Here is an 18,775-nt window from a genome sequence, read left to right on the forward strand (position 1 = left end):
GAAAGGAGACCGTCATGGCAGCATACGAAACACCCGAACAGGCCGCGAATTTCCTCGCAGGCATCCATCTCGACATTCTGAACACCGGAAAGGGGGATTTCTCCCCGAACCATGTGAAATACACCTGCCAGCTCACCCCGAGGTATGGCGACCCCTTCACCACCGACTACCAGAGCAACCCCAGCGTGCACGGGGAACCCACCGTCACGCAGGTCGTGAGCAGCCTCCTCTCGGACTCCCGCATACGGGACGCCTACCGCGATGTGGACGATTTCGCCGATGACATGGGCTACCGCAAGCCCTCCGAGGCGATCCGCGCATGGGAGGGATGCAGGAAGGCGCAGGACTGGGTGCGCGACACCCTCAACCTCAGCAACGGCGAGGCCAACCAGCTCTCCGACACCCTCGATGAGTATGAGACCGAAGTGCAGGCGCAGGTCGAACAGCTTCAGGAGGAGCAGGCACGGCAGGACGCATACGAACATCCGCCCGTGGACCAGATGCTCTACGGCGGGCAGAAGTTCATCACCATCAAGGAGGCAATCGACAACCTCCTCGACCTCGGCGACTACGGCGAAGACGCCGTGGACTACGTGAACGGGGCCTCTTACATCGATGACGCGCTGCAAGAGGCGGCGGACGGCATGGTGGACATCTACTACCATGACCTGCTCCACTGGCTGCCAGACAACTACGAATGGCTGGAGGAGGCCGACGCGCAGGGCCTCTTGGAAGGCTGCAAGGGCGACCTCATGAAGATGACGCAGGCGGCGCAGTACGAATGCTACTCGCAGAATTTGTACGACCACAAGGCCGACATCCTCGCCGCCACCGTCCTCGCCCACCTGAAGGATCAGGGGGTCTACGCCATCTCGGAGGACATGGCCGACACCCTCATCGAAGGCATCCGCGACGCCTCCGACGGCATGAACCGGTTCAGCGACGCCACCGACCTTGCGGAGGAGACCATGAGCGATTCCCTCACCGAAGCCCTCGGCGACGAGGACGGGGAACTCTCCGCCGACATGGCGGACACGCTGCGGGATTCCGGCTACGACAGGCCGAACCCGTGCATGATGAGCGCCGAAGCCGTCCGGCTGGCGAACAAGGACGGGTACGATCAGGCGTTCCAGACCGCATGGCGCGACCTGCTCGCCGAACACCCCGAGGTCGGGGATGATTCCCTCACCCATGCGGCGGAGGAAAGCCGCGACTCCTCCACCCAACTCGCACAGAACCACGGCAATGACGCCCCCGCCCATGAGGACACGCGGGCGGAACTCTGACAATGGCGGGCAGGGCCACGGCCCCGCCCGCCCACTCGTATGAAAGGGGACCATCATGACGGAAACAACCATCTGGGACATCGAGGAACACCGCAAGGAACCACCCGGCATCCGCAACCTCTCATTCCGGGAATCATTCGACCATCTGGCCGACTACCTCGCCGGTTACAACATCCGGGAACCGCGCACGTTCGCCCCGGAGAACGGCGGGAACCCCCTCATGGCGCGCAGCGGCGATGAAATCTACGTGAGCGGCAGCTTCGACGGTATGTCGCTCGGCCCGGACTCGCCGCTGCACGGCTGCGAGATAACGAGCATCCGGGACGAGGACGGGCACCTCTTCATCACCGGCGACCGGAGCGGCGAAACCGTGGACATGGAGGTGCGACAGCTCACCAACAATGGTATGGACCATCTGAACGATCTCGCCCTCTCCACATATCGCTACGCTTGGATCAACCCCGTGGACAGCGCCTACCCCAAGGGGAACCCCATGCGAGACAGCGTGCTCGCCATGTGGGACGATCCGGCCATGACCGTCGCCCCAGAGTACGCGGCCCACTCCACCTACCTGCCGAAAGTGCGTGCCAGCAGAGAGCGCCTGACGGAACGGTCCATGAGCCTCAACGCGGAGGCGAAGGCGTCCCGCAGCGCCTCCGCCGCACTGGACAGCGGTCACAATGCGAATCCTCCGGAGCGCAGCACCACACAGCCCGAGCACCGATGAGCCGATGAAAGGAGACTATTATGACGACTGACGCCACCACCCCGCAGCCCAAGGAGCGGATCATCTTCGATGCCTACTCATACCTCGGGCAGGACGGCGAGGACATGGCCGTGGAAGACATCATGGAACGAGACGGCCTCACCGAGGAGGAGGTGCGTGAACAGTATTCGGAGGAGGAAATCTTCGACCGTGTAATGGAAATGCGGGAGACCGACTACGAGGAGGAAACCGACGCCCTGATCGGCTGGTTCGACGGACAGACCCCCGGATTCACGCCCGCGATCACCGACGAGAACAGCGATTGGTACGGGAACCCCGTCATCGTGTCCGGCAGCATCGGACGGTGGGACGGCACCCGCAGCGGGTTCACCGTATACGACAGCTTTAGGGACGCCATCGACACATCCCCATCCAGCTACGACGGGGACAACGTGTTCGCCGACTGCGAGATACAGAAAATCTGGGACGAGAACGGGCACCTGTTCCTCACCGGAGCGCACCACGACGGCAGCGTGAGCGTGGAACTCCGCCAGCTCACTAACAAAGGTATGGATGCCTACGAGGCTATCGAGGACGCCTTGGCAACTTGGACCACAGATCACTTCACGATAAACGGCAGGAGCTACAGCACCGGGGTCAAGTCCATCCTCCAAGCGATCCGCGACCTGTGGGACGACCCTGATCTTGCGGAAGTGCCCCGCTACATGGAGAAGGCTTTCGGCTGCCCCGCCGAGGAGTACGAGGAGCCGGAACACCCCAAGGAACAGGCGCAGGCATTCAGCCTCAGCGCGGAGGCCAAGAGCGCAAGGGACTCCTCCATGCAGCTCGCGCAGACCACCGGCAATACCGCCCCGATCCATGAGACCGCACGCTGACGAAGGAGAAGCAACATGAGCAACGACGAAGCATACGAACAACTGGCGCAGGACATGCGGACCATCTGCCAAGACCTGTCCGCCCATGTGGAAGGGATACCGCACACACGGGATTCCATCGACGCATTGCGGGAACTGGTGGACCGCATTCTCGACGCGAATCCCGATTCCGACCTCGGATATTACAAGGCGTACCCATCTTGGCTCGCCATCATACAGGCGGGGCACGGCCTCACCAGAGAGGACATCGCCGAAAAGGCACGGTACGGGGGCTGGGACCCCGACCGTGACGACTACATGCGCATCAACCGGGACGGCGACTGGGAGGGCCTTAGCCAAGAGCAGGCCGACGACCTCCTGTGGGACAACCGCAGGGAGATCATCGACGCCGTGGGACGGTTCGCCTCCCGGCTCGACCCGGACACCATCAAACATCTCACCGTGCTCACCTTCACGCCGCCCGAACACCTGTTGACCTTGGAGGACGTGCAGCAGCTCGTGCAGCGCGTCGATGACCGGCTGCGCCCCCGCCTCGACCCCGCCGATCTGTACGAGGGCGAGGACGTATACCGCATCGGCGACTGGGGGTACGTGCGTGCCGCCGACTACGAGCAGGCGTTCGAGGGCGAACCCGAATGGGCACGGAACATGTACATGTTGGACGGCAACGAACCCGACCGCGACGCCGAATGGGTCGAAACCTACAATGCTGGCGGCAACGCCGCGCTCAGCATGGCCCTCGACCGGCAGTTCGACGAGGACCGCGCCGATAACGTCTTCTACACCACGGCACCGGAGCCATACGAGCCGGTGCCTGAACACACCGCCGACGGCACGGTTTCCAAGGAGACAGCCGAAAGGCCGGAAACCGACGCATCCGGTCAGCCGCCGACCGAGGATGAGGTGCGACGCATGGCGGCGAGCATCGATCTGAGCGATCTGGACGTGGCACGCGAACAGTATCCTCTGGTATGTGAAGTCGCGCGTCATGGCGGCGGCACCCTCGACTTCGACATCATCCTCGATCTGCGCAGAGTCACCGGCATCCCTGATCTGAATTATGAGATGTATGCGTACATAGACGGCAAGTTCGACGATGACCTGTTGCAGATATGCGAGGACATCCTTGACGGCACCGACACCGAATCCCTGTCCCGCATCCAATCCTATATCCAAGCGGCGCAGCCCTCCGCATCGAAGGAACTGCTGATGGGCCTGAACCTGACCCTCAACGACGGGCAACACATCACCGCATGGACCAATGACGACCGCATCCCCATGGAACGGGTTCCGGACGGCTGGCACCGGTACGGCGTCCGCTTAGCCGACAGCCCATCCAGCTACGACTGCCCCTACGCGGACGTGAAGCCCGGCATCATGGTCAACCACGCCTTCGACTTCATCACCCGCACCGACCTGACTGACGCGATCAACCGCACCGACATCTGCCTGCAAGTCGATGCCTGCACCTACGACGGGCATTACGCCTACCTCCACGACAATCACACCTTGGAGGAGAATGTGCCCAGCCCTCGATACACGCCGCCAGACAAGGAGCAGGCCGTGAGCCTCAGCGGGGAGGCCAAGGCCAGCCGCGACGCCTCACAGGCCCTCGGCGGAACCTCCGCACCGGATGCCCCTGCACAGGAAACCCAACGATAACCACCATTTCAGAAAGGAGCCGTCACCATGGCGGAATACGACAACCAGATACCCCTCAAGCTCCAACTGCTGCGCATCGGACTCGGGGCCGGGCCTGACGCCCTCGGCATATTCACCTACCAGATCGAAGGGCACAACACCAACTACGCCGCCCCGTACTTCTGTATCGCCCCGGCCAATTACCGTCCGGACACCATGGATATTCTCGATTCAATGCAGGAGACCAAGGACGCCATTCTCTGCTACGGCACCCCGGACGACCTGCGGGAGATCATGGGCCTCACCCCACAGGGAGAACTGGATCAGGACATTTTGGAAAGCGACGACAGCGAGTACGTGAGCCTCGACGGAGGCTGGTATCTTGACGGGCAGCTCCTCAGCTTCGAGAAAATCCCACCGGCAGCATCGGATGCCCACGCCATCCTCACCAACGAACAGATCGACCTCATCCAAGACTGCTTCGACACCCAGCCGATCGGAGACTGCCTGCGGAAAGCCGAGGCCATCGCCAACGACCCGCGATACCATCAGACCGCAGTCCCCGACCGGAATCCGCTGCACGACCTCCTCACGGGCGGCTGGCGCGTCCACCTCGTACAGGAGGGCGAACATTACGGTGTGAACGGCAATCTCGTCTACGGGGACACCATCGGCAGCGGGGCACCCCACATCGGGGAGCGGATCAACGACTGCCAGCTCTACGGGCACGGCCTGCCCCTCGTGGAGTTCTACGACATGACGAAAGACACGGAACAGGGCGGCCAGTTCGTCAGCCGCTACTACATGAGCACCCTCCTCGGCATGGATGAATCCGGCACACCCCTGAGCGACATGCGGTCGTTCAGCCTTGACGGCGGCGTTCCATCATGGACCGTGGCAGGCACCGACCTGCAAAACGTGACCGACTGGCTCAACACCGCCAAGGAGACACTGCAACCCGCCGTCGGAGAGGAACCGACCCCCGCGCCCGGCCCCGAAGAGCCATCCACCTATGACTACCAGCTCCTCGACCGGTTGAAGTCCGACTGCGACTACTACCTCGGCGCGTGCGTGGACTTCGGCATGGACATGACGGCTGCCCAGAAGAACCTGTGGGCCGGAAACATCGAGGCACAGGTCTCCAAGATGCGGGAACTCTACGACAAGCTCCCCGAGAAACCGGACTGGCTCACCATGCAGGACATCGACCGGTACGAGCACGACATGCTCACCCAACGTGACGGCACAGCCGGGCAGAAGGAATCCGTGAGCCTCAGCGCCGAGGCCAAGAGCGCACGGGACTCCTCCCGCGCACTCGACGCCCACACGCCCGACGCCTCGACCCATGAAAACCAGCGATAGAGAAAGAAGGCCCCATCATGAAGGGAATGCTCATACCAACGGACGGCACGCCCCATGCCATCGACATCCAACAGGATGAGAACGGGTCCGCGCTCCACGACCTGCAACAGTTAGTGGGCGGATACATAGAACCGTTCGACGTGATCTTCGGGGAGAACATCTGCCTGTACGTGAACGAGGAGGGGCTGGGCAACTGCCCGCCCAACCGCGCCGTCTACGCCACCAAGAACATGGTGGAGGAAGGCTACCTCTCCCAGATGGACTACACCAGCGTTGTGAAGGAGGGCGAACTGTACACCATCCTGTGGGGTGACATCGTGGCCGTGGGTTTCGACCCGGAGACCGGCATGGACCGGGACCTGACCGACGCGGAGATCGCCCAAGTGGGCGAATACTTCACCAAGGTCTCCGCACCCGGCAGCGGCCTCGCCGAAGCCCTCGCCATCCAGCAGGGACGCCACAGGGAGGAACCCGCGCAGGAGCATGGTGTGAGCCTCAAGGATGAGGCTCACGCCTCCCGCGACGCCTCCAACGCGCTCGGCGGAGGCCAAACGCCGGACAATCCCCAGCACGGCATGGATGGGCGGTAAGAGGACAAACGAAAAGCCGGATACAATCATTCGGGCTGCGATCGCCCGATGAGGTATCCGGCCTTACCGGCGGTTTCCCGCCGCATCAAATATGCCAGAATACTGGCAAAACACAATCCTACAAAAATGTCTCACTATAAAAATATGATGATAGTAACCTACAAAGGAAGGAGATTTATGGAACAGACGATACTGAACCCGGTGGAGATCATCACCAATGCCGGTCTGGAACGGAACAGGCAGCGCCGGGCCAAGAGCCGGTGCGTCATCCTCCTCGATTTCGAGAGCGGGCGCGGCATCCTCTGTGATCTGGACAGGATTCGTTCATTGATGCACCAGACCCATACGCAGCATGAGATGTACCTGTTCAAGGAGATGGTGGGACGCCCGGTGGACCCCATGGCGCTGCACCCCATCCGCATCTTCATCGCGTCCCGTCCGGAGGGCAGGATGCACGGGACAAGGAGGGCGGCATGACCAAGGACCGTTCCATCATCCTGACCATCCGGGAATACGAGAACTCCGTGGACATGCCCGACGAGGAGCGCGTCACCTATCTGGACCCGCGAGGCGGCGTCCATCTGAAGGACGGGGACGACCGTTCACAGGAGTATACGGACTATGCGGAGGAGTGCGCGGAATATCTTAGGTTCGGCGATGAGGTGGATGATGTCACCTGCGGGGATTTCCCCCGCACCAGCGCAGTGAAGGTCTGCGATACGCCCCGACTGTACATAGAGGCCGGATTCGACCAGCTTCCCATGCTCTACACCCAGAAGCATCTTCTCAGGGCGATCCGTCCAAAAAGCGAGGATGACCCGCACCGTCACGGCCTGTCCGTCGCGCAGTTGAAGCGCCTGCCGGAACTGCTGGCCCACCCCGTGATGCTCTGCGACAGCCCGGCACGGGAGGACACGCTGCTCGCGCTGCTCCGCGCCGTCGATTGCGACAACCTTCCGATCATCGCGGCGATCCGCCCGAACGGGCCGGGGTATTACGAGCTGCGGGAGATCGAGACCAACTTCATCGTCACCGTGTACGGGAAGAACAATTTTTCGCGTTATTTCGACAACCTCATCACACCCGACAAGGTGATCTACTACAACGAGGAAAGAGGCCGCGATCTCAACGCGCTTGCGAAACTCCACTTGCTTCGGAGCCACGTTGTCGATCCCGGCCTCTGTAGCATTATTATACGCCGCCCGCAGTGCATAGTCAATATGGAATCCAAGAATCAATCCGCATACGGGCTGGATACCGAGACGAAGGACGCCCGGCAGGCCAGCGCGGAGCTTGGCAGCATGGGCGATGCCGGACGTGTACAGGACAAGGGGGAGCGCTGATGGCGGCCCCCATGATCGAGCAGTTCCCCAAGGGGAAGCTGAACAACTGCTGGCACTACATCGAACTGTGCAAATTCGTGCATCCCGAACTGACCGAAACCATCGACCGGCTGCGGGATACGCTCATCCGCTACACCCTCGTCAAACCATGGCCCCTGCCCCCGGACGGCGGGCCGGAATGCTTTCTCGTCCGGTTCCTCACCAAGGAGCAGAACGATTTCTTCTTCTACTACGGGCTGGCTACGGCCTCGAAGCGCGGATGAGCGAGGAGGAACTGCCGACGGAGCACTTCGATCTGGAAAAGGCGATCATCGATTGCCGCCTCGACTATGTACGACTGGGAAAGGTTTATCAAAATGGTGCATGGTGAGATACCGGCCTGCCGCACCTGCCCCTTCATGGAGCTGACTGGCAGGGCAAAGATGACGGCGAACAACCGGCATACGAAGGGAACACGGGGCGATTGCATGTGCAAGCACCCCGACGCGCTGGAAACATTCAATAGAGTATGTCCGCGCAGTCCCCGGCTGCCCGGCTTCATCGGCTTCACAGCGCCGGGCGAAAACGTCCCGCAAATCAAAACTTCCCCAAGATGGTGCCCTCTGCGCATCAAGAGCAAGGAGACAAGCCATGGATGAGGGCAGAAGTGACAATGGCAGCACCCAATTTTCGGAACACAGGAAGGACTAATCGATATGGGATACAAGTTGGTGATCGCGGAGAAGCCGATGCTGGGCCGGGACATCGCCCGCGCCATGTGCGGACGGAAGGTATCGGAGACCACCCCATTGCCCATCAGCGGCAACGGGTATACGGTGGTCGCCTTCGCCGGGCATCTGCTGGAACTGGTGGAACCGGAGCATGTGGACCGGAAGTGGGGCGAGCCGTGGAGCATCGACGCGCTGCCCATCCTCATCCCGGACTGGCCGAAACAGCCCGCCAAAGGCAAGGACGATCTGGTGGAACGCATCAGGGGCCTGCTGGCCGACGCGGACTGCGTGATCCACGCGGGCGACCCGGACGACGAAGGGCAGCTCATCGTGGACGAACTCTTGGACTATCTCGGCTACAAGGGCAAGGTGCTGCGCGTCTACGTGAACGACAACATCGAGAAGAACATCCAAAAGGCGTTCGAGCGGCTGGTCCCCAACGGGGAGTGCCGCAACGCGGGCAGGGCCGCCTACGCGCGGCAGATGGCGGACGCCTGCTTTGGCATGAACGAAACCCGGCTCGCCACCAAGCGGCTCGGCGGACGGTTCACCGTGGGCCGTGTGCAGACCCCCACCTTGGGCCTTGTGGTCAACCGGGACGAGGAGATCGAACACCATGTGTCCCGCAAATACTACGAGCTGACCGCCACGGGCGGCTGCGCGGACGCGCAGGAGCCTGTCACCTTCAAGTTCAAGCCCGGCAAGACACTGCTGGACGGTGAAACACGCCTGTTCGACCGGGAGCCATTGGACGCCCTCAAGGACAGGCTGGACGGCACCGACACGGGGTTCACCACCGTGCTCTCCGAGAAGGTGGAAAACCCGCCCCTGCCCTACAACCTGACGGTCCTCCTGTCCGACATGAGCCGCCGGTACGGATTCACCGCCGCAAAGACCCAGCAGATCACGCAGGATTTGCGCGACAGGTACAAGGCCATCACCTACAACCGCAGCGATTCCCAGTACCTCAAGGAGGAGCACCACGCGCAGGCCCCCACGGTGCTGGCGCAGGCCATGCGGAACCTCGGCGTCTCGTGGGAGCTGGACTACACCCTCCACTCCAAGGCGTTCAACGAGAAGAACGTCACCGCCCACCACGGCATCATCCCGCAGGAGGCCGACGCCCCAGTGGAGAAGATGACCAAGGATGAGGCCAAGGTGTACACGGCCATCGTGGAACGGTACGCCATGCAGTTCCTTCCCCCGGCCCGGTACGACGTGAGCACCAGCACCTTCACCACGGAGGAAGGCGGCTTCACCGCCGTGTGCAAGCGATTGAAGGACGCGGGCTTCAAGGCCACCTTCGGCCACGCAGGCGAGGAGAATGAGGAGGACGCGCCTACGGGGAACCCGTGGCTGGACGCGGGGGACCACACCCTCACCGGAATCTCCTGCACGGTGACGGAGAAGGAGACCACGCCGCCCAAACCGTACACGGAAGGCACCCTCATCGCCGACATGGCGTCCATCGCCAAGTACGTGAAGGACCCGGAGACCAAGGCCATCCTGAAACGGAAGGACGACGGCAAGAAGGGCGAGCACGGCGGCATCGGCACCACCGCCACCCGTGCGGAGATCATCGAAAAGCTCAAGCAGCGTGGTTTCCTCGACGAGACCGGCGGCAAGGTGCGTTCCTCCGAGAAGGCCCGCGCCTTCTACCGTCTGCTCCCGCCGGAGATTCGCGGCGCGGACGTGACCGCCCGCTGGTGGCTGATCCAGCAGGACATCGCCGACGGCAGGGCCGACGTGAACAGCTTGCAGGACAACGTGGTGAACGTGTTCCGCCAGCACATGGACACCGCCTACCAAGGCGCGTACATCAGCAGCGGCTCCCACCCCGTGGTGGGCAAGTGCCCGCTGTGCGGTCAGGACGTGGTGAAGACCGGCAGCATCTACGCCTGCTCCTCCAACAAGAACGAGAAGCAGGAGGACGGCACATGGAAGCAGATTTCCGGGTGCGGGTTCAAGCTCTTCGGATTCTGCGGAAAGAAGCTCTCCGAGAAGCAGGCGTCCGCTCTGCTCTCCGGAAAGCAGGTGCCGCTCAAGGGCTGCAAGTCCAAGGCGGGCAAGACCTTCGACTGCAAGATACGATTGAAGAAGGACGGGGACTTGGAACCCACGTTCGACAGCAAGCCCAAGGGCAAGTACAACAAGGCGAGGAGGTAACCCATGAAACAGGACGCAAACGCGGTGACGTTGGAATATGTGAACCGGTGGGGAGACCACCACACCCTCGCTCTTTACAGGGATTCCTATACCATGGGCGGAGGTTTCGCCATCTCCGCCCTCGATGCCACGGACCCGGCGGACAGTGAGTACCTGTCGCCGTGGAGCGACATCACCGTGAACATTCCCGACAACCCGGACGCCGCATGGTGGTGCGCCACGGAGGGCAACGTCATCATCGACACCAACAACAACTCGAAAGAGCTGGTGGATGCGCTCGTTGGAGCTGGGATCATCACCCTTACGGATCGCGTCTGCCATTCCGGCTACTGCACCTACCCGTTCGCCAAGGTCGCCCCGTGGGCGATGGAGGCCATGGGTACCTACGAGGAGACCATCGACCGGCTGACCGCCGACCGGCAGGCGGAACGTCAGCCGGACGCACCCACGCTCCGGGGCGCGGCGGAGCAGGCCCGACAGGCATCCGAACAACTCACGCAGGATACGCCGGGCATCAGTCCGGCACGGGAAAACAACAGATAGGAGGCAGCCATGCCGCAGGAAGACAGGATATATTCGACGGGCCGGGAGGCCATCGAATCACTCAGGGACGACTACCGGGACTTCAATGATGACCCGGACGAATCCTTCGAGGAGTTCGCCGGGGATGTCCTCGACATCTTCAACGCCGCGCCGGACGCGGTGTACTCCTACGATCCGCAGATCAGGCCGGGTTCCATCCAACGCCTGCCGGAGCCAAGCCGTGAGGAACTGCTGGGGTTGTGCAGCCTCGCCAGCACGCAGCTCATGAACAGGGCGCGGAACTGCGCGAACCCGCATGATATGGTGCGGTACGCGCTGGCCGCCGAATGGATCGAAAACGACAATGCGGAACTTGTTCCATTCCTCACACAGGAGGAGCGGAACCGCATCACCATCGAACTCGCCAAGAACAACCGCGCGGGCGCGTCCGGGGTGTTGGAGGACAGCGCGTTGGAGAACGTCGCCCATGCCCATGGCCCCGTGGCTGGGCCTGCCACGGACAGGCCGGAGGTGTTCTGCACGATCCAATGGGCAAGGGACGACATCGCAGGGGCCATCGAGGACGCCTGCGACCCGTCATACGACGTGGAACTCGACCGGCACGGCCCGCAGGGGGAGCAGGTGGAAGCCCTCATCGATCAGGTCATCGACGGGATCGGAAGCGATCTTCAGGACCGTTCCATCGCAATGGGATGGGAAGTGATCGCCCACTTCGTGCCGGATGAGGTCATTCAACGGGCGGCAGACCTCGCCGTCGAAATTGCCCCCGGTCACGAGGATGGCGATCTGGTCCGGGACTGGTACCTGAACGCCTACCCGGACGACGATCTGGGACAACAGATCAAGCCGGACATGACCTTCGATGCCGCCATGCAGGCCGTCTCCCTCGGCGGAGACTTCTATGATGCGTTGGGCGTCGGGGATTCCATCGTGCGCGAACGTGTCTTCTACCAGTTGGAAAACCGCACCGGCATCCCCTACAACACCATCTACGAGGCGTGGCTGGACGCGAAGCCGGTCCCCGGCTGGCATCCGGTACAGCCGCCGGAGCTTGCGCCCCATGTCCCGGAGGAGGCGCTGCATAAGCCGTTCCCGACCCGTCTCGCGGATGAGGCGGCTTCCTCCCGCACAGCCTCGGACATGCTGGCCGGTACCACCGGTCCCACCGTCGCCCCGCAGCAGGATCGGTGAACGGCAGCGGCAAGGACGCCGCTGCCCCGTGCTTGGGGATGCGCATACGTTTCGCGCATCCCCGGAAGCGGATGTTCCCGCGCAAAAAGGGAACAATTCACATTTTTGATCGACGGCATGCAGTTTCCGCAGCCGATTGTTACACCGGATTTTCCCTCATTCGAGGTTTTTCGTTTCTCCCTTCTCCCGAATATTCCGCCGTGCGGTACCTCGTACCGGCGCGGCTTCATATAGATCACTTCACAGCGTCGTGAAAACGGAAAGGAGACCACTATGGAACAGTTCAAGGCAAGAATCCACAGGCTCAGACAGGCGATCCCCCTCCAACGCATCCGGGCGGCCGCCATGGCGTTCCTGCTCATGCTGGGCAGCATGTTCGGCGTGTTCACACCGGTCATGCAGGCATACGCGGCGGAACCCACCATCACGGGCACCTGTCATATCGAGGTGGACGACCTCGGGGCCAACACCGGCGGATCGGCACCGTACACCACCTTCTTCGTGACCATGCCGGACGGGCAGACGTATCACGGGGAGTGCATCGACCACGGGAGCTACATCCCCTTGGCCGGGGACTACCCGTTCACCGGCACATGGAACGGCACAAGCTACGACATCATCGTGGAGAGCCGGTACTTCGCCGACGCCAGAGAGAATGTCTACCCGGAGGAGCGCCCCAACTTCGACCTGTACGGGCAGGGCTACACACAGCGCGTGGGCAATTTCACCTACATGCCCTACGGTCATGTGGGGATCGTCAAACAGAGCGCGGACCCGGCCATCACGGACGGGAACAGCCTGTACTCGCTGGCGGGCGCGGAGTTCACCGTCTACGGTCAGGACGGCGGCGTGCTGGGCGTCCTCACCACGGGGGAGGACGGCACCACAGGCACCTTGGAACTGCCCGCAGGCACCACCGTCACGATCCGCGAGACCAAGGCCCCGGAGGGCTTCTTCCCCGCAGCGGAGCAGACCGTCACCATCGCCGCGCAGGAGACCGCCACCGTCACGTTCACGGATGCTCCGGCCTACGAGCCTGCCGGGCTGATGGTCACCAAGCACGACGGGGAGAACGACCTGCCGCAGGGCGACGCCACGCTCGAAGGCGCGGAGTTCACCATCGAATACTACGACACCCTCGACTACGGCGATTATGACGCCCTCAAGGCGGCGGGCATCACGCCCCTGCGCACATGGGTCATCGCCACGGACGACGGCGGTCACGCTTCCCTCGATGACGCCCATCTGGTGTCCGGGGATGACCTGTACCGGAACGCCGACGGACAGGCCGTGCTCCCGCGCGGCACCCTCGTCATGTACGAATCCAAACCGTCGGAAGGTTATCTGCTCAACAGGGACTTCCTGAGCTTCCAGAAGATTCAGGAGCAGCCCATGGAGAACACCGTCACCTACCAGACGCCGGAGGCTCCGGAACAGGTGATCCGGGGCGGCGTGGAGGTCCACAAGCACGATTTGGAAAGCGACCTGAACACGCCTCTCGGCGGCGCATCCCTCGACGGCACCATGTTCGAGGTGCGCACCACCAGCGAGCAGCCGGTCATCGTGGACGGCCAAACCTACAGTAAAGGCGAGGTCGTGGCGACCCTCACCATCAAGGACGGGTACGCCGCCACAGGGACGGACGCCCTGCCCTACGGCTCCTACACGTTGCAGGAGACCCATGTTGGGGAAGGCTATCTCCTCACCGACACCACGGTCTACCCGTTCGCCATCCGGGAGAACGGCGTCCTCGTGAACCCCGTCACGGGGGACGGGCATGTCCATAATCAGGTCAAGCGCGCCGACTTCGGGTTCAGCAAGAAGACCGGCGACAGCGCCGACATCCTCGCCTGCGTGCCCTTCAAGCTCACCAGCCTGACCACGGGCGAAGCCCACGTCATCGTCACCGACGCCAACGGGTATTTCAACTCCGCGTCCTCGTGGAACCCCCACACGCAGAACACCAACGGCAACGACTGGGCGCTGGGTGAAACCGGGACCATCGACAGCGTTCTGCTCGATCCCACCGCAGGCGTCTGGTTCGGCCTCACCACCGAGAACACCATGGTCGAAACGAACGACGGCCTCGGCGCACTGCCCTATGACACCTACCGCATCGAGGAGCTGCGCTGCACCGCGAACGAGGGCTACCGGCTCGTGGACACTACCGTCACCATCACCCGTGACGGCGTGGTGTACGACTACGGCACCCTCGACGACCAGCCCCAGCCCAACGTCTCCATCACCACCAACGCCTACGATCCCGCAGACGGGGACAACACCATCATGGCCGGGAACGTGGAGATCGCCGACAAGGTGACCTACACCGGCCTCACCGCAGGCGAAACCTACCGGCTCGCCGCCACCATCGTGGACGCGGAGACCGGTGAACCCGTCACCGTGGACGGCCAGACCGTCACCGCCATCAACGAGTTCACCACACAGGCTGCGGACGGTTATGAGATCGTGGAAACAACCCTGCCCACCACCGGCTTGGGCGGCAGGACCGTTACCGTGTTCGAGGAGCTGTACCGCGTGAGCGACGGCACCCTCATCGCGGAGCACAAGGACAAGGACGACGTGGACCAGCAGCTCCGCGTCATCGCCCCGCAGATCGGCACCACCGCCACGGACGGCGCGGACGGCGACAAGACCGTGACCGCCGACGTGGAGGCCACCATCGTGGATACGGTGGAGTATACGAATCTCATCCCCGGCGAGGAATACACGCTCACCGGCACCATCCATGTGAAGCGCACGAACGAGGACGGCAGCGTGACGGAAGAGAGCCTGCTGGACGGGAACGGCGATCCCATCACCGCCGAGACCACGTTCACGCCGGACTCCCCGGACGGTTCCGTGGAAGCCGTCTTCACCTTTGACGCCACAAACCTCTTGGACGGCACCGAACTGGTGGCGTTCGAGACACTGAGCCATGACGGCGTGGAGGTCGCGGCCCATGCGGACATCACCGACAAGGGTCAGACCGTCACCGTGGAAAACCCCAAACCGGCAATCGGCACCACCGCCACGGACGGTACGGATGGCGATAAGACCGTGACCGCCGATATGGAGGCCACCATCGTGGATACGGTGGAGTATACGAATCTCATCCCCGGCGAGGAATACACGCTCACCGGCGCGCTCTATGTGAAGCATGTGGACGAAGGCGGCAATGTCACCGAGGAGCCTCTGCTGGATGCGGACGGGAACCCCGTCTCCGCCAAGACCACCTTCACTCCGGAGACCGCCAGCGGCAGCGTGGAAGTGACGTTCACGTTCGACGCCTCCGCCATTGCCGACGGTACGGAGCTGGTGGCGTTCGAGACCCTGTTCCACAACGGCGAGGTGATCGCGGTCCACGCGGACATCACCGACAAGGGCCAGACCGTCACCGTGGAGCACCCGGAGGAACCGGAGACTCCCGACACCCCCGAACAGCCCGAACCGGAGCAGCCCACCCCCGAACCGGACAAGCCGCAGGGGACCACCTACGGCAAGACCGGCGTGAGCACCATGCCCATCGTGGCCGGGATCGTCCTGCTGATCGTGGCGGCGGGCGGCACCACCTTCTGCGCGCACCGGCTGCACCGCAAAGACGGGAGCGACGGCCATGACGAATAAGACGAAATCCCGCATCCTGTTGGGCATGAGTGTGGGCTTCGCACTCATGGCGGCAATCCTGTGCTGGCTCCTCCACTCTTGGGGAGGAGCGGCACAAACGCCGCCCTCGCCCAGAATACTGTCCCCCACACAGGGGGACACGGCAGACCCTTCCCTGACCATAACCTCCGACGCATCCTCCTCCACGGGGGAGGATGATGCCAGCGAGGCGGCGGATGATGGGTTCCCCACAGTGGACTGGGCCTACTGGCAGGGCGTCAACCCAGATGTCATCGGGTGGATCACCGTGCCGGGCACCACCATCAATTCCCCCATCGTGCAGGCACCCACGGACGACCCGGACTTCTATCTCAGCCACGACGTGTACGGGAACTACAACATCTACGGAGCCATATATCTCGACGCGGAATGCGTCGAAGCAGGGCTGGACAGCCGCAACGCGGTCATTCTCGGCCACCATTCTGGAAATCTGGAAGCCGCGCCCTTCGGCGTCATCCAAGAGTACGCGGACGAAACCTTCGCCGCCGGGCACGCCACAATCCTTCTTCAGACTCCGGAGTGGAAACGGGCCTACGAGGTGCGGTTCGCGCAGATCGTCAACGGTCTGGAACCATCCAAGAGAACCGTCTTCCACAATGATGAGGATTTCCGCATGTGGTACGACGCGATGCGGGTGGACGCCGCCATGACGCTGGACGGCACCACGGAGCCGGAACAGGCCGTCTCCCTTGTAAGCTGCTCCTACTATGTCCACCCGGAGAACGAGCGCACCGTCGTGGTGGCAAGCGAAAGCGGTGGAGACCAAATGGTACCCTGATAGAGGTATCTGCAATGGACAGAAAGGAAACCAACATGACACAACCAAACGCATGGCAGGCCCCTCAACAGCCGCCAGCCACTCCGGCGCCGCCGCAGGCGGACGACACCCTGCCGGTGACGGGATGCTCCTTCAAGGACGCCATCATCCGGTACTGGAAAGGCTATGTGCGGTTCAGCGGACGCGCCTCCCGTAGCGAATACTGGTGGGCGATGCTGTTCACCTTCCTCGTGTGGCTCGTCCTGAGCCTGTTCGACCAGTCGGACAGCGGCTTGGGCGCTCTGTTCTCCCTGTTGAGCGCCTGCTGGGGACTCGCCACCATCCTACCGACCATCGCCATCTCATGGCGTCGCCTCCATGACGCGGACAAGCCCGGCACGTTCATGTTCATCGTGTACGGTCTGTACCTTATCGGGTACATCATGTTCTTCTTCGGCCTGTTCGGTGCCATCGGAGGGGCCATCACCGGCCTGTCCAACGGGGACGCCAGCCTCCTGAGCGGCGCACTGGGCATGGGGTCCATAGGCCTCATCCTCATCGTGGCGGGCTTCATCACGAACATCGTGTTCATGTGCCTGCCGTCCAACCCGGATGGCGCACGCTTCGACTGAAACGGTACAATAGAAACCACGCGGGCGGCAATGGATCGCCGCCCGCCCCATGGAAAGGACAAGTGATCGAAATGGCGGAACAGAGCAACCAGCAGAACGGGTTCGCCCATGTGAAGATACCGGCGGCGTTCCTGCACCCCCACACCATCACCACGGAGGACGGGCGCACCTTCGACAAGGCGTTCGTCCACATCCCGCCGGGCACGAAGGTCAACGGCGTTGACCTGTCCGGCTACTCCTGCGACGTGTTCGTGTCGGACTACATGCGCCAGCAGATGCTCTCCGGGGAACGGGCGCAGGTCACGCTCTCCTTCAAGGCGGACGAGCCGGTGCCCGTGTGGACCGGCAGCCGGGACGACGCGGATCATCCGTACAAGCGTTTCGAGGTGAACCCGTGGGCGCTGGCGAAGGGCATCAAGGAGCAGGTGGAGAGCTACAAGGCGGAGAAGGCCGCCGCGCGTGAGGAGCGTGAGGACGGCCTGACCGCCACGGCCAAGGCCAGCCGCGACGCCTCGCAGGCACTGGCGGGCGACCCGTGGAGCGAATGGCAGGCCCCCGAACCCGCACTGTGATCCGTAGGAGGACGGCATGAAGGTGGAAGTGCTCTACCGGAGCCACCGGTACGAGGAGTTCGACACGTCCCTGACCTGCCCGGAACCCCACCGGAAGGAGGGCGTGAGCATCCTCACCGACTGGAACCTGTACCTCGGCGACCTGAAGGGGCAGGGCGTGATCCTCGTCCAGCACTGGTACGACGGCACCCCGCCCCAGCAGGGCGAGAACCGGGGCAGCTTCCGGTTCGACGACGGGACCATGGTGACCGCCGCCGTCCGCCGCCCCGGCAGCGCCATGCTCCTCGTCGCCCCGGACGAGCTGGACGGCATCGTGTGGCTCAAAAAGGACGGGGAGAAGATACTGTGGCGTGAGGGCGACGACCTCATCAACGGCGAACGGTTCTTCGCCATGGAACAGCTCTGCTATTCCGATGCGGCCACCGTGTCCATCAATAAGCGTGCTCTGGCCGTGTTCGACTACCTCAAGCACGTCCACCCGGATGACAGCGACGAGACCGTTGCCGCCAGCATGGGCTACACGCCCGCCGCGATCCAGCGCATACAGGACGCGGAGCTTGCGCAGGACGACGGCTACGACGAGGAACCGGACGAGGATGACACGCCGGAGGAGGAAGACGGAGAAACGGAGGAGAAGCCCGTGATTCCGTTTGATTTCGCCTGATAACAAGCCGGTATGGGGGCGTCCTCTGCGGAGGACGCCTCCTTCATGTTTTC

At 62.9% G+C, this 18,775-nt stretch carries 18 protein-coding genes and 1 pseudogene; all 19 read left to right on the plus strand.

Features of this window, described 5'->3' with window-relative positions:
• Positions 1-14: 14 nt before the first annotated feature.
• The 19 genes and pseudogenes from I2E77_RS06330 (at position 15) to I2E77_RS06415 (ending at position 18,722) form a co-directional block, all read left to right on the plus strand.
• Positions 15-1,286, plus strand: a complete 1,272-nt coding sequence (locus tag I2E77_RS06330) for a hypothetical protein (RefSeq protein ID WP_195450840.1) — start codon at positions 15-17, stop codon at positions 1,284-1,286.
• A 55-nt stretch (positions 1,287-1,341) separates the two neighbouring features.
• Positions 1,342-2,013: a hypothetical protein gene (locus I2E77_RS06335; protein WP_195450841.1), complete on the plus strand. Its 672-nt coding sequence runs from the start codon at positions 1,342-1,344 to the stop codon at positions 2,011-2,013.
• A gap of 122 nt (positions 2,014-2,135) precedes the next feature.
• A complete protein-coding gene (locus I2E77_RS06340) occupies positions 2,136-2,888 on the plus strand; it encodes a hypothetical protein (protein WP_195450842.1) in 753 nt (250 codons plus the stop codon).
• A 15-nt stretch (positions 2,889-2,903) separates the two neighbouring features.
• Complete coding sequence (locus I2E77_RS06345) at positions 2,904-4,550, plus strand: hypothetical protein (RefSeq protein ID WP_195450843.1); 1,647 nt, start codon at positions 2,904-2,906, stop codon at positions 4,548-4,550.
• Between the two features lie 27 nt (positions 4,551-4,577).
• Positions 4,578-5,891 (plus strand): LPD11 domain-containing protein, encoded by a 1,314-nt coding sequence (locus tag I2E77_RS13765; protein WP_207738207.1) that lies wholly within the window; start codon positions 4,578-4,580, stop codon positions 5,889-5,891.
• A 17-nt stretch (positions 5,892-5,908) separates the two neighbouring features.
• The gene (locus I2E77_RS06355; protein ID WP_195450844.1) at positions 5,909-6,481 is read left to right on the plus strand and encodes a DUF3846 domain-containing protein; all 573 of its coding nucleotides are present in this window, start codon (positions 5,909-5,911) and stop codon (positions 6,479-6,481) included.
• A gap of 177 nt (positions 6,482-6,658) precedes the next feature.
• Entirely contained in the window at positions 6,659-6,958 is a 300-nt protein-coding gene (locus I2E77_RS06360; protein ID WP_195450845.1) for a hypothetical protein, read from the plus strand.
• The gene (locus I2E77_RS06365) at positions 6,955-7,824 is read left to right on the plus strand and encodes a MuF-C-terminal domain-containing protein (RefSeq protein ID WP_195450846.1); all 870 of its coding nucleotides are present in this window, start codon (positions 6,955-6,957) and stop codon (positions 7,822-7,824) included. The genes I2E77_RS06360 and I2E77_RS06365 overlap by 4 nt, the downstream gene beginning before the upstream one ends.
• Positions 7,824-8,087 carry a hypothetical protein gene (locus tag I2E77_RS06370; RefSeq protein WP_195450847.1) on the plus strand — a complete coding sequence of 88 codons (264 nt, stop codon included), beginning with the start codon at positions 7,824-7,826 and terminating at the stop codon, positions 8,085-8,087. Before I2E77_RS06365 ends, I2E77_RS06370 begins: the two co-directional genes overlap by 1 nt.
• Positions 8,088-8,180: 93 nt before the next feature.
• Positions 8,181-8,462 carry a hypothetical protein gene (locus tag I2E77_RS06375; RefSeq protein ID WP_195450848.1) on the plus strand — a complete coding sequence of 94 codons (282 nt, stop codon included), beginning with the start codon at positions 8,181-8,183 and terminating at the stop codon, positions 8,460-8,462.
• A gap of 57 nt (positions 8,463-8,519) precedes the next feature.
• Positions 8,520-10,700, plus strand: coding sequence for a type IA DNA topoisomerase (locus I2E77_RS06380; RefSeq protein WP_195450849.1), 2,181 nt, complete (start codon positions 8,520-8,522; stop codon positions 10,698-10,700).
• 3 nt (positions 10,701-10,703) lie between these two features.
• The gene (locus I2E77_RS06385) at positions 10,704-11,243 is read left to right on the plus strand and encodes a DUF4313 domain-containing protein (RefSeq protein WP_195450850.1); all 540 of its coding nucleotides are present in this window, start codon (positions 10,704-10,706) and stop codon (positions 11,241-11,243) included.
• Between the two features lie 9 nt (positions 11,244-11,252).
• Positions 11,253-12,434: a hypothetical protein gene (locus I2E77_RS06390; protein WP_195450851.1), complete on the plus strand. Its 1,182-nt coding sequence runs from the start codon at positions 11,253-11,255 to the stop codon at positions 12,432-12,434.
• Between the two features lie 732 nt (positions 12,435-13,166).
• Positions 13,167-13,445: pseudogene (locus I2E77_RS14265) on the plus strand (SpaA isopeptide-forming pilin-related protein); the annotation flags it as partial.
• A gap of 303 nt (positions 13,446-13,748) precedes the next feature.
• Positions 13,749-16,058: a VaFE repeat-containing surface-anchored protein gene (locus I2E77_RS06395; protein WP_243252549.1), complete on the plus strand. Its 2,310-nt coding sequence runs from the start codon at positions 13,749-13,751 to the stop codon at positions 16,056-16,058.
• The gene (locus I2E77_RS06400) at positions 16,048-16,875 is read left to right on the plus strand and encodes a class B sortase (protein WP_195450853.1); all 828 of its coding nucleotides are present in this window, start codon (positions 16,048-16,050) and stop codon (positions 16,873-16,875) included. Before I2E77_RS06395 ends, I2E77_RS06400 begins: the two co-directional genes overlap by 11 nt.
• A 14-nt stretch (positions 16,876-16,889) precedes the next feature.
• Positions 16,890-17,486, plus strand: a complete 597-nt coding sequence (locus I2E77_RS06405; protein ID WP_195450854.1) for a DUF805 domain-containing protein — start codon at positions 16,890-16,892, stop codon at positions 17,484-17,486.
• Between the two features lie 71 nt (positions 17,487-17,557).
• A complete protein-coding gene (locus I2E77_RS06410) occupies positions 17,558-18,058 on the plus strand; it encodes a hypothetical protein (RefSeq protein WP_195450855.1) in 501 nt (166 codons plus the stop codon).
• A 16-nt stretch (positions 18,059-18,074) separates the two neighbouring features.
• Positions 18,075-18,722, plus strand: a complete 648-nt coding sequence (locus I2E77_RS06415; RefSeq protein WP_195450856.1) for a hypothetical protein — start codon at positions 18,075-18,077, stop codon at positions 18,720-18,722.
• Positions 18,723-18,775 lie beyond the last annotated feature (53 nt).

It is taken from the genome of Anaeromassilibacillus sp. 1001302B_160321_C8 (assembly GCF_015554745.1).
Classification (GTDB): domain Bacteria; phylum Bacillota; class Clostridia; order Oscillospirales; family Acutalibacteraceae; genus Anaeromassilibacillus; species Anaeromassilibacillus stercoravium.

Excerpts from the sequence above, each read along its gene's own strand:
- I2E77_RS13765 (WP_207738207.1), top strand. The coding sequence starts at position 4,578 with ATGGCGGAATACGACAACCAGATACCCCTCAAGCTCCAACTGCTGCGC.
- I2E77_RS06370 (WP_195450847.1), top strand. The coding sequence starts at position 7,824 with ATGGCGGCCCCCATGATCGAGCAGTTCCCCAAGGGGAAGCTGAACAAC.
- I2E77_RS06415 (WP_195450856.1), top strand. The coding sequence starts at position 18,075 with ATGAAGGTGGAAGTGCTCTACCGGAGCCACCGGTACGAGGAGTTCGAC.
- I2E77_RS06405 (WP_195450854.1), top strand. The coding sequence starts at position 16,890 with ATGGACAGAAAGGAAACCAACATGACACAACCAAACGCATGGCAGGCC.
- I2E77_RS06395 (WP_243252549.1), top strand. The coding sequence starts at position 13,749 with ATGTACGAATCCAAACCGTCGGAAGGTTATCTGCTCAACAGGGACTTC.
- I2E77_RS06380 (WP_195450849.1), top strand. The coding sequence starts at position 8,520 with ATGGGATACAAGTTGGTGATCGCGGAGAAGCCGATGCTGGGCCGGGAC.
- I2E77_RS06335 (WP_195450841.1), top strand. The coding sequence starts at position 1,342 with ATGACGGAAACAACCATCTGGGACATCGAGGAACACCGCAAGGAACCA.
- I2E77_RS06330 (WP_195450840.1), top strand. The coding sequence starts at position 15 with ATGGCAGCATACGAAACACCCGAACAGGCCGCGAATTTCCTCGCAGGC.
- I2E77_RS06360 (WP_195450845.1), top strand. The coding sequence starts at position 6,659 with ATGGAACAGACGATACTGAACCCGGTGGAGATCATCACCAATGCCGGT.
- I2E77_RS06385 (WP_195450850.1), top strand. The coding sequence starts at position 10,704 with ATGAAACAGGACGCAAACGCGGTGACGTTGGAATATGTGAACCGGTGG.
- I2E77_RS06375 (WP_195450848.1), top strand. The coding sequence starts at position 8,181 with ATGGTGCATGGTGAGATACCGGCCTGCCGCACCTGCCCCTTCATGGAG.
- I2E77_RS06340 (WP_195450842.1), top strand. The coding sequence starts at position 2,136 with ATGGAACGAGACGGCCTCACCGAGGAGGAGGTGCGTGAACAGTATTCG.
- I2E77_RS06355 (WP_195450844.1), top strand. The coding sequence starts at position 5,909 with ATGAAGGGAATGCTCATACCAACGGACGGCACGCCCCATGCCATCGAC.
- I2E77_RS06365 (WP_195450846.1), top strand. The coding sequence starts at position 6,955 with ATGACCAAGGACCGTTCCATCATCCTGACCATCCGGGAATACGAGAAC.
- I2E77_RS06400 (WP_195450853.1), top strand. The coding sequence starts at position 16,048 with ATGACGAATAAGACGAAATCCCGCATCCTGTTGGGCATGAGTGTGGGC.
- I2E77_RS06345 (WP_195450843.1), top strand. The coding sequence starts at position 2,904 with ATGAGCAACGACGAAGCATACGAACAACTGGCGCAGGACATGCGGACC.
- I2E77_RS06410 (WP_195450855.1), top strand. The coding sequence starts at position 17,558 with ATGGCGGAACAGAGCAACCAGCAGAACGGGTTCGCCCATGTGAAGATA.
- I2E77_RS06390 (WP_195450851.1), top strand. The coding sequence starts at position 11,253 with ATGCCGCAGGAAGACAGGATATATTCGACGGGCCGGGAGGCCATCGAA.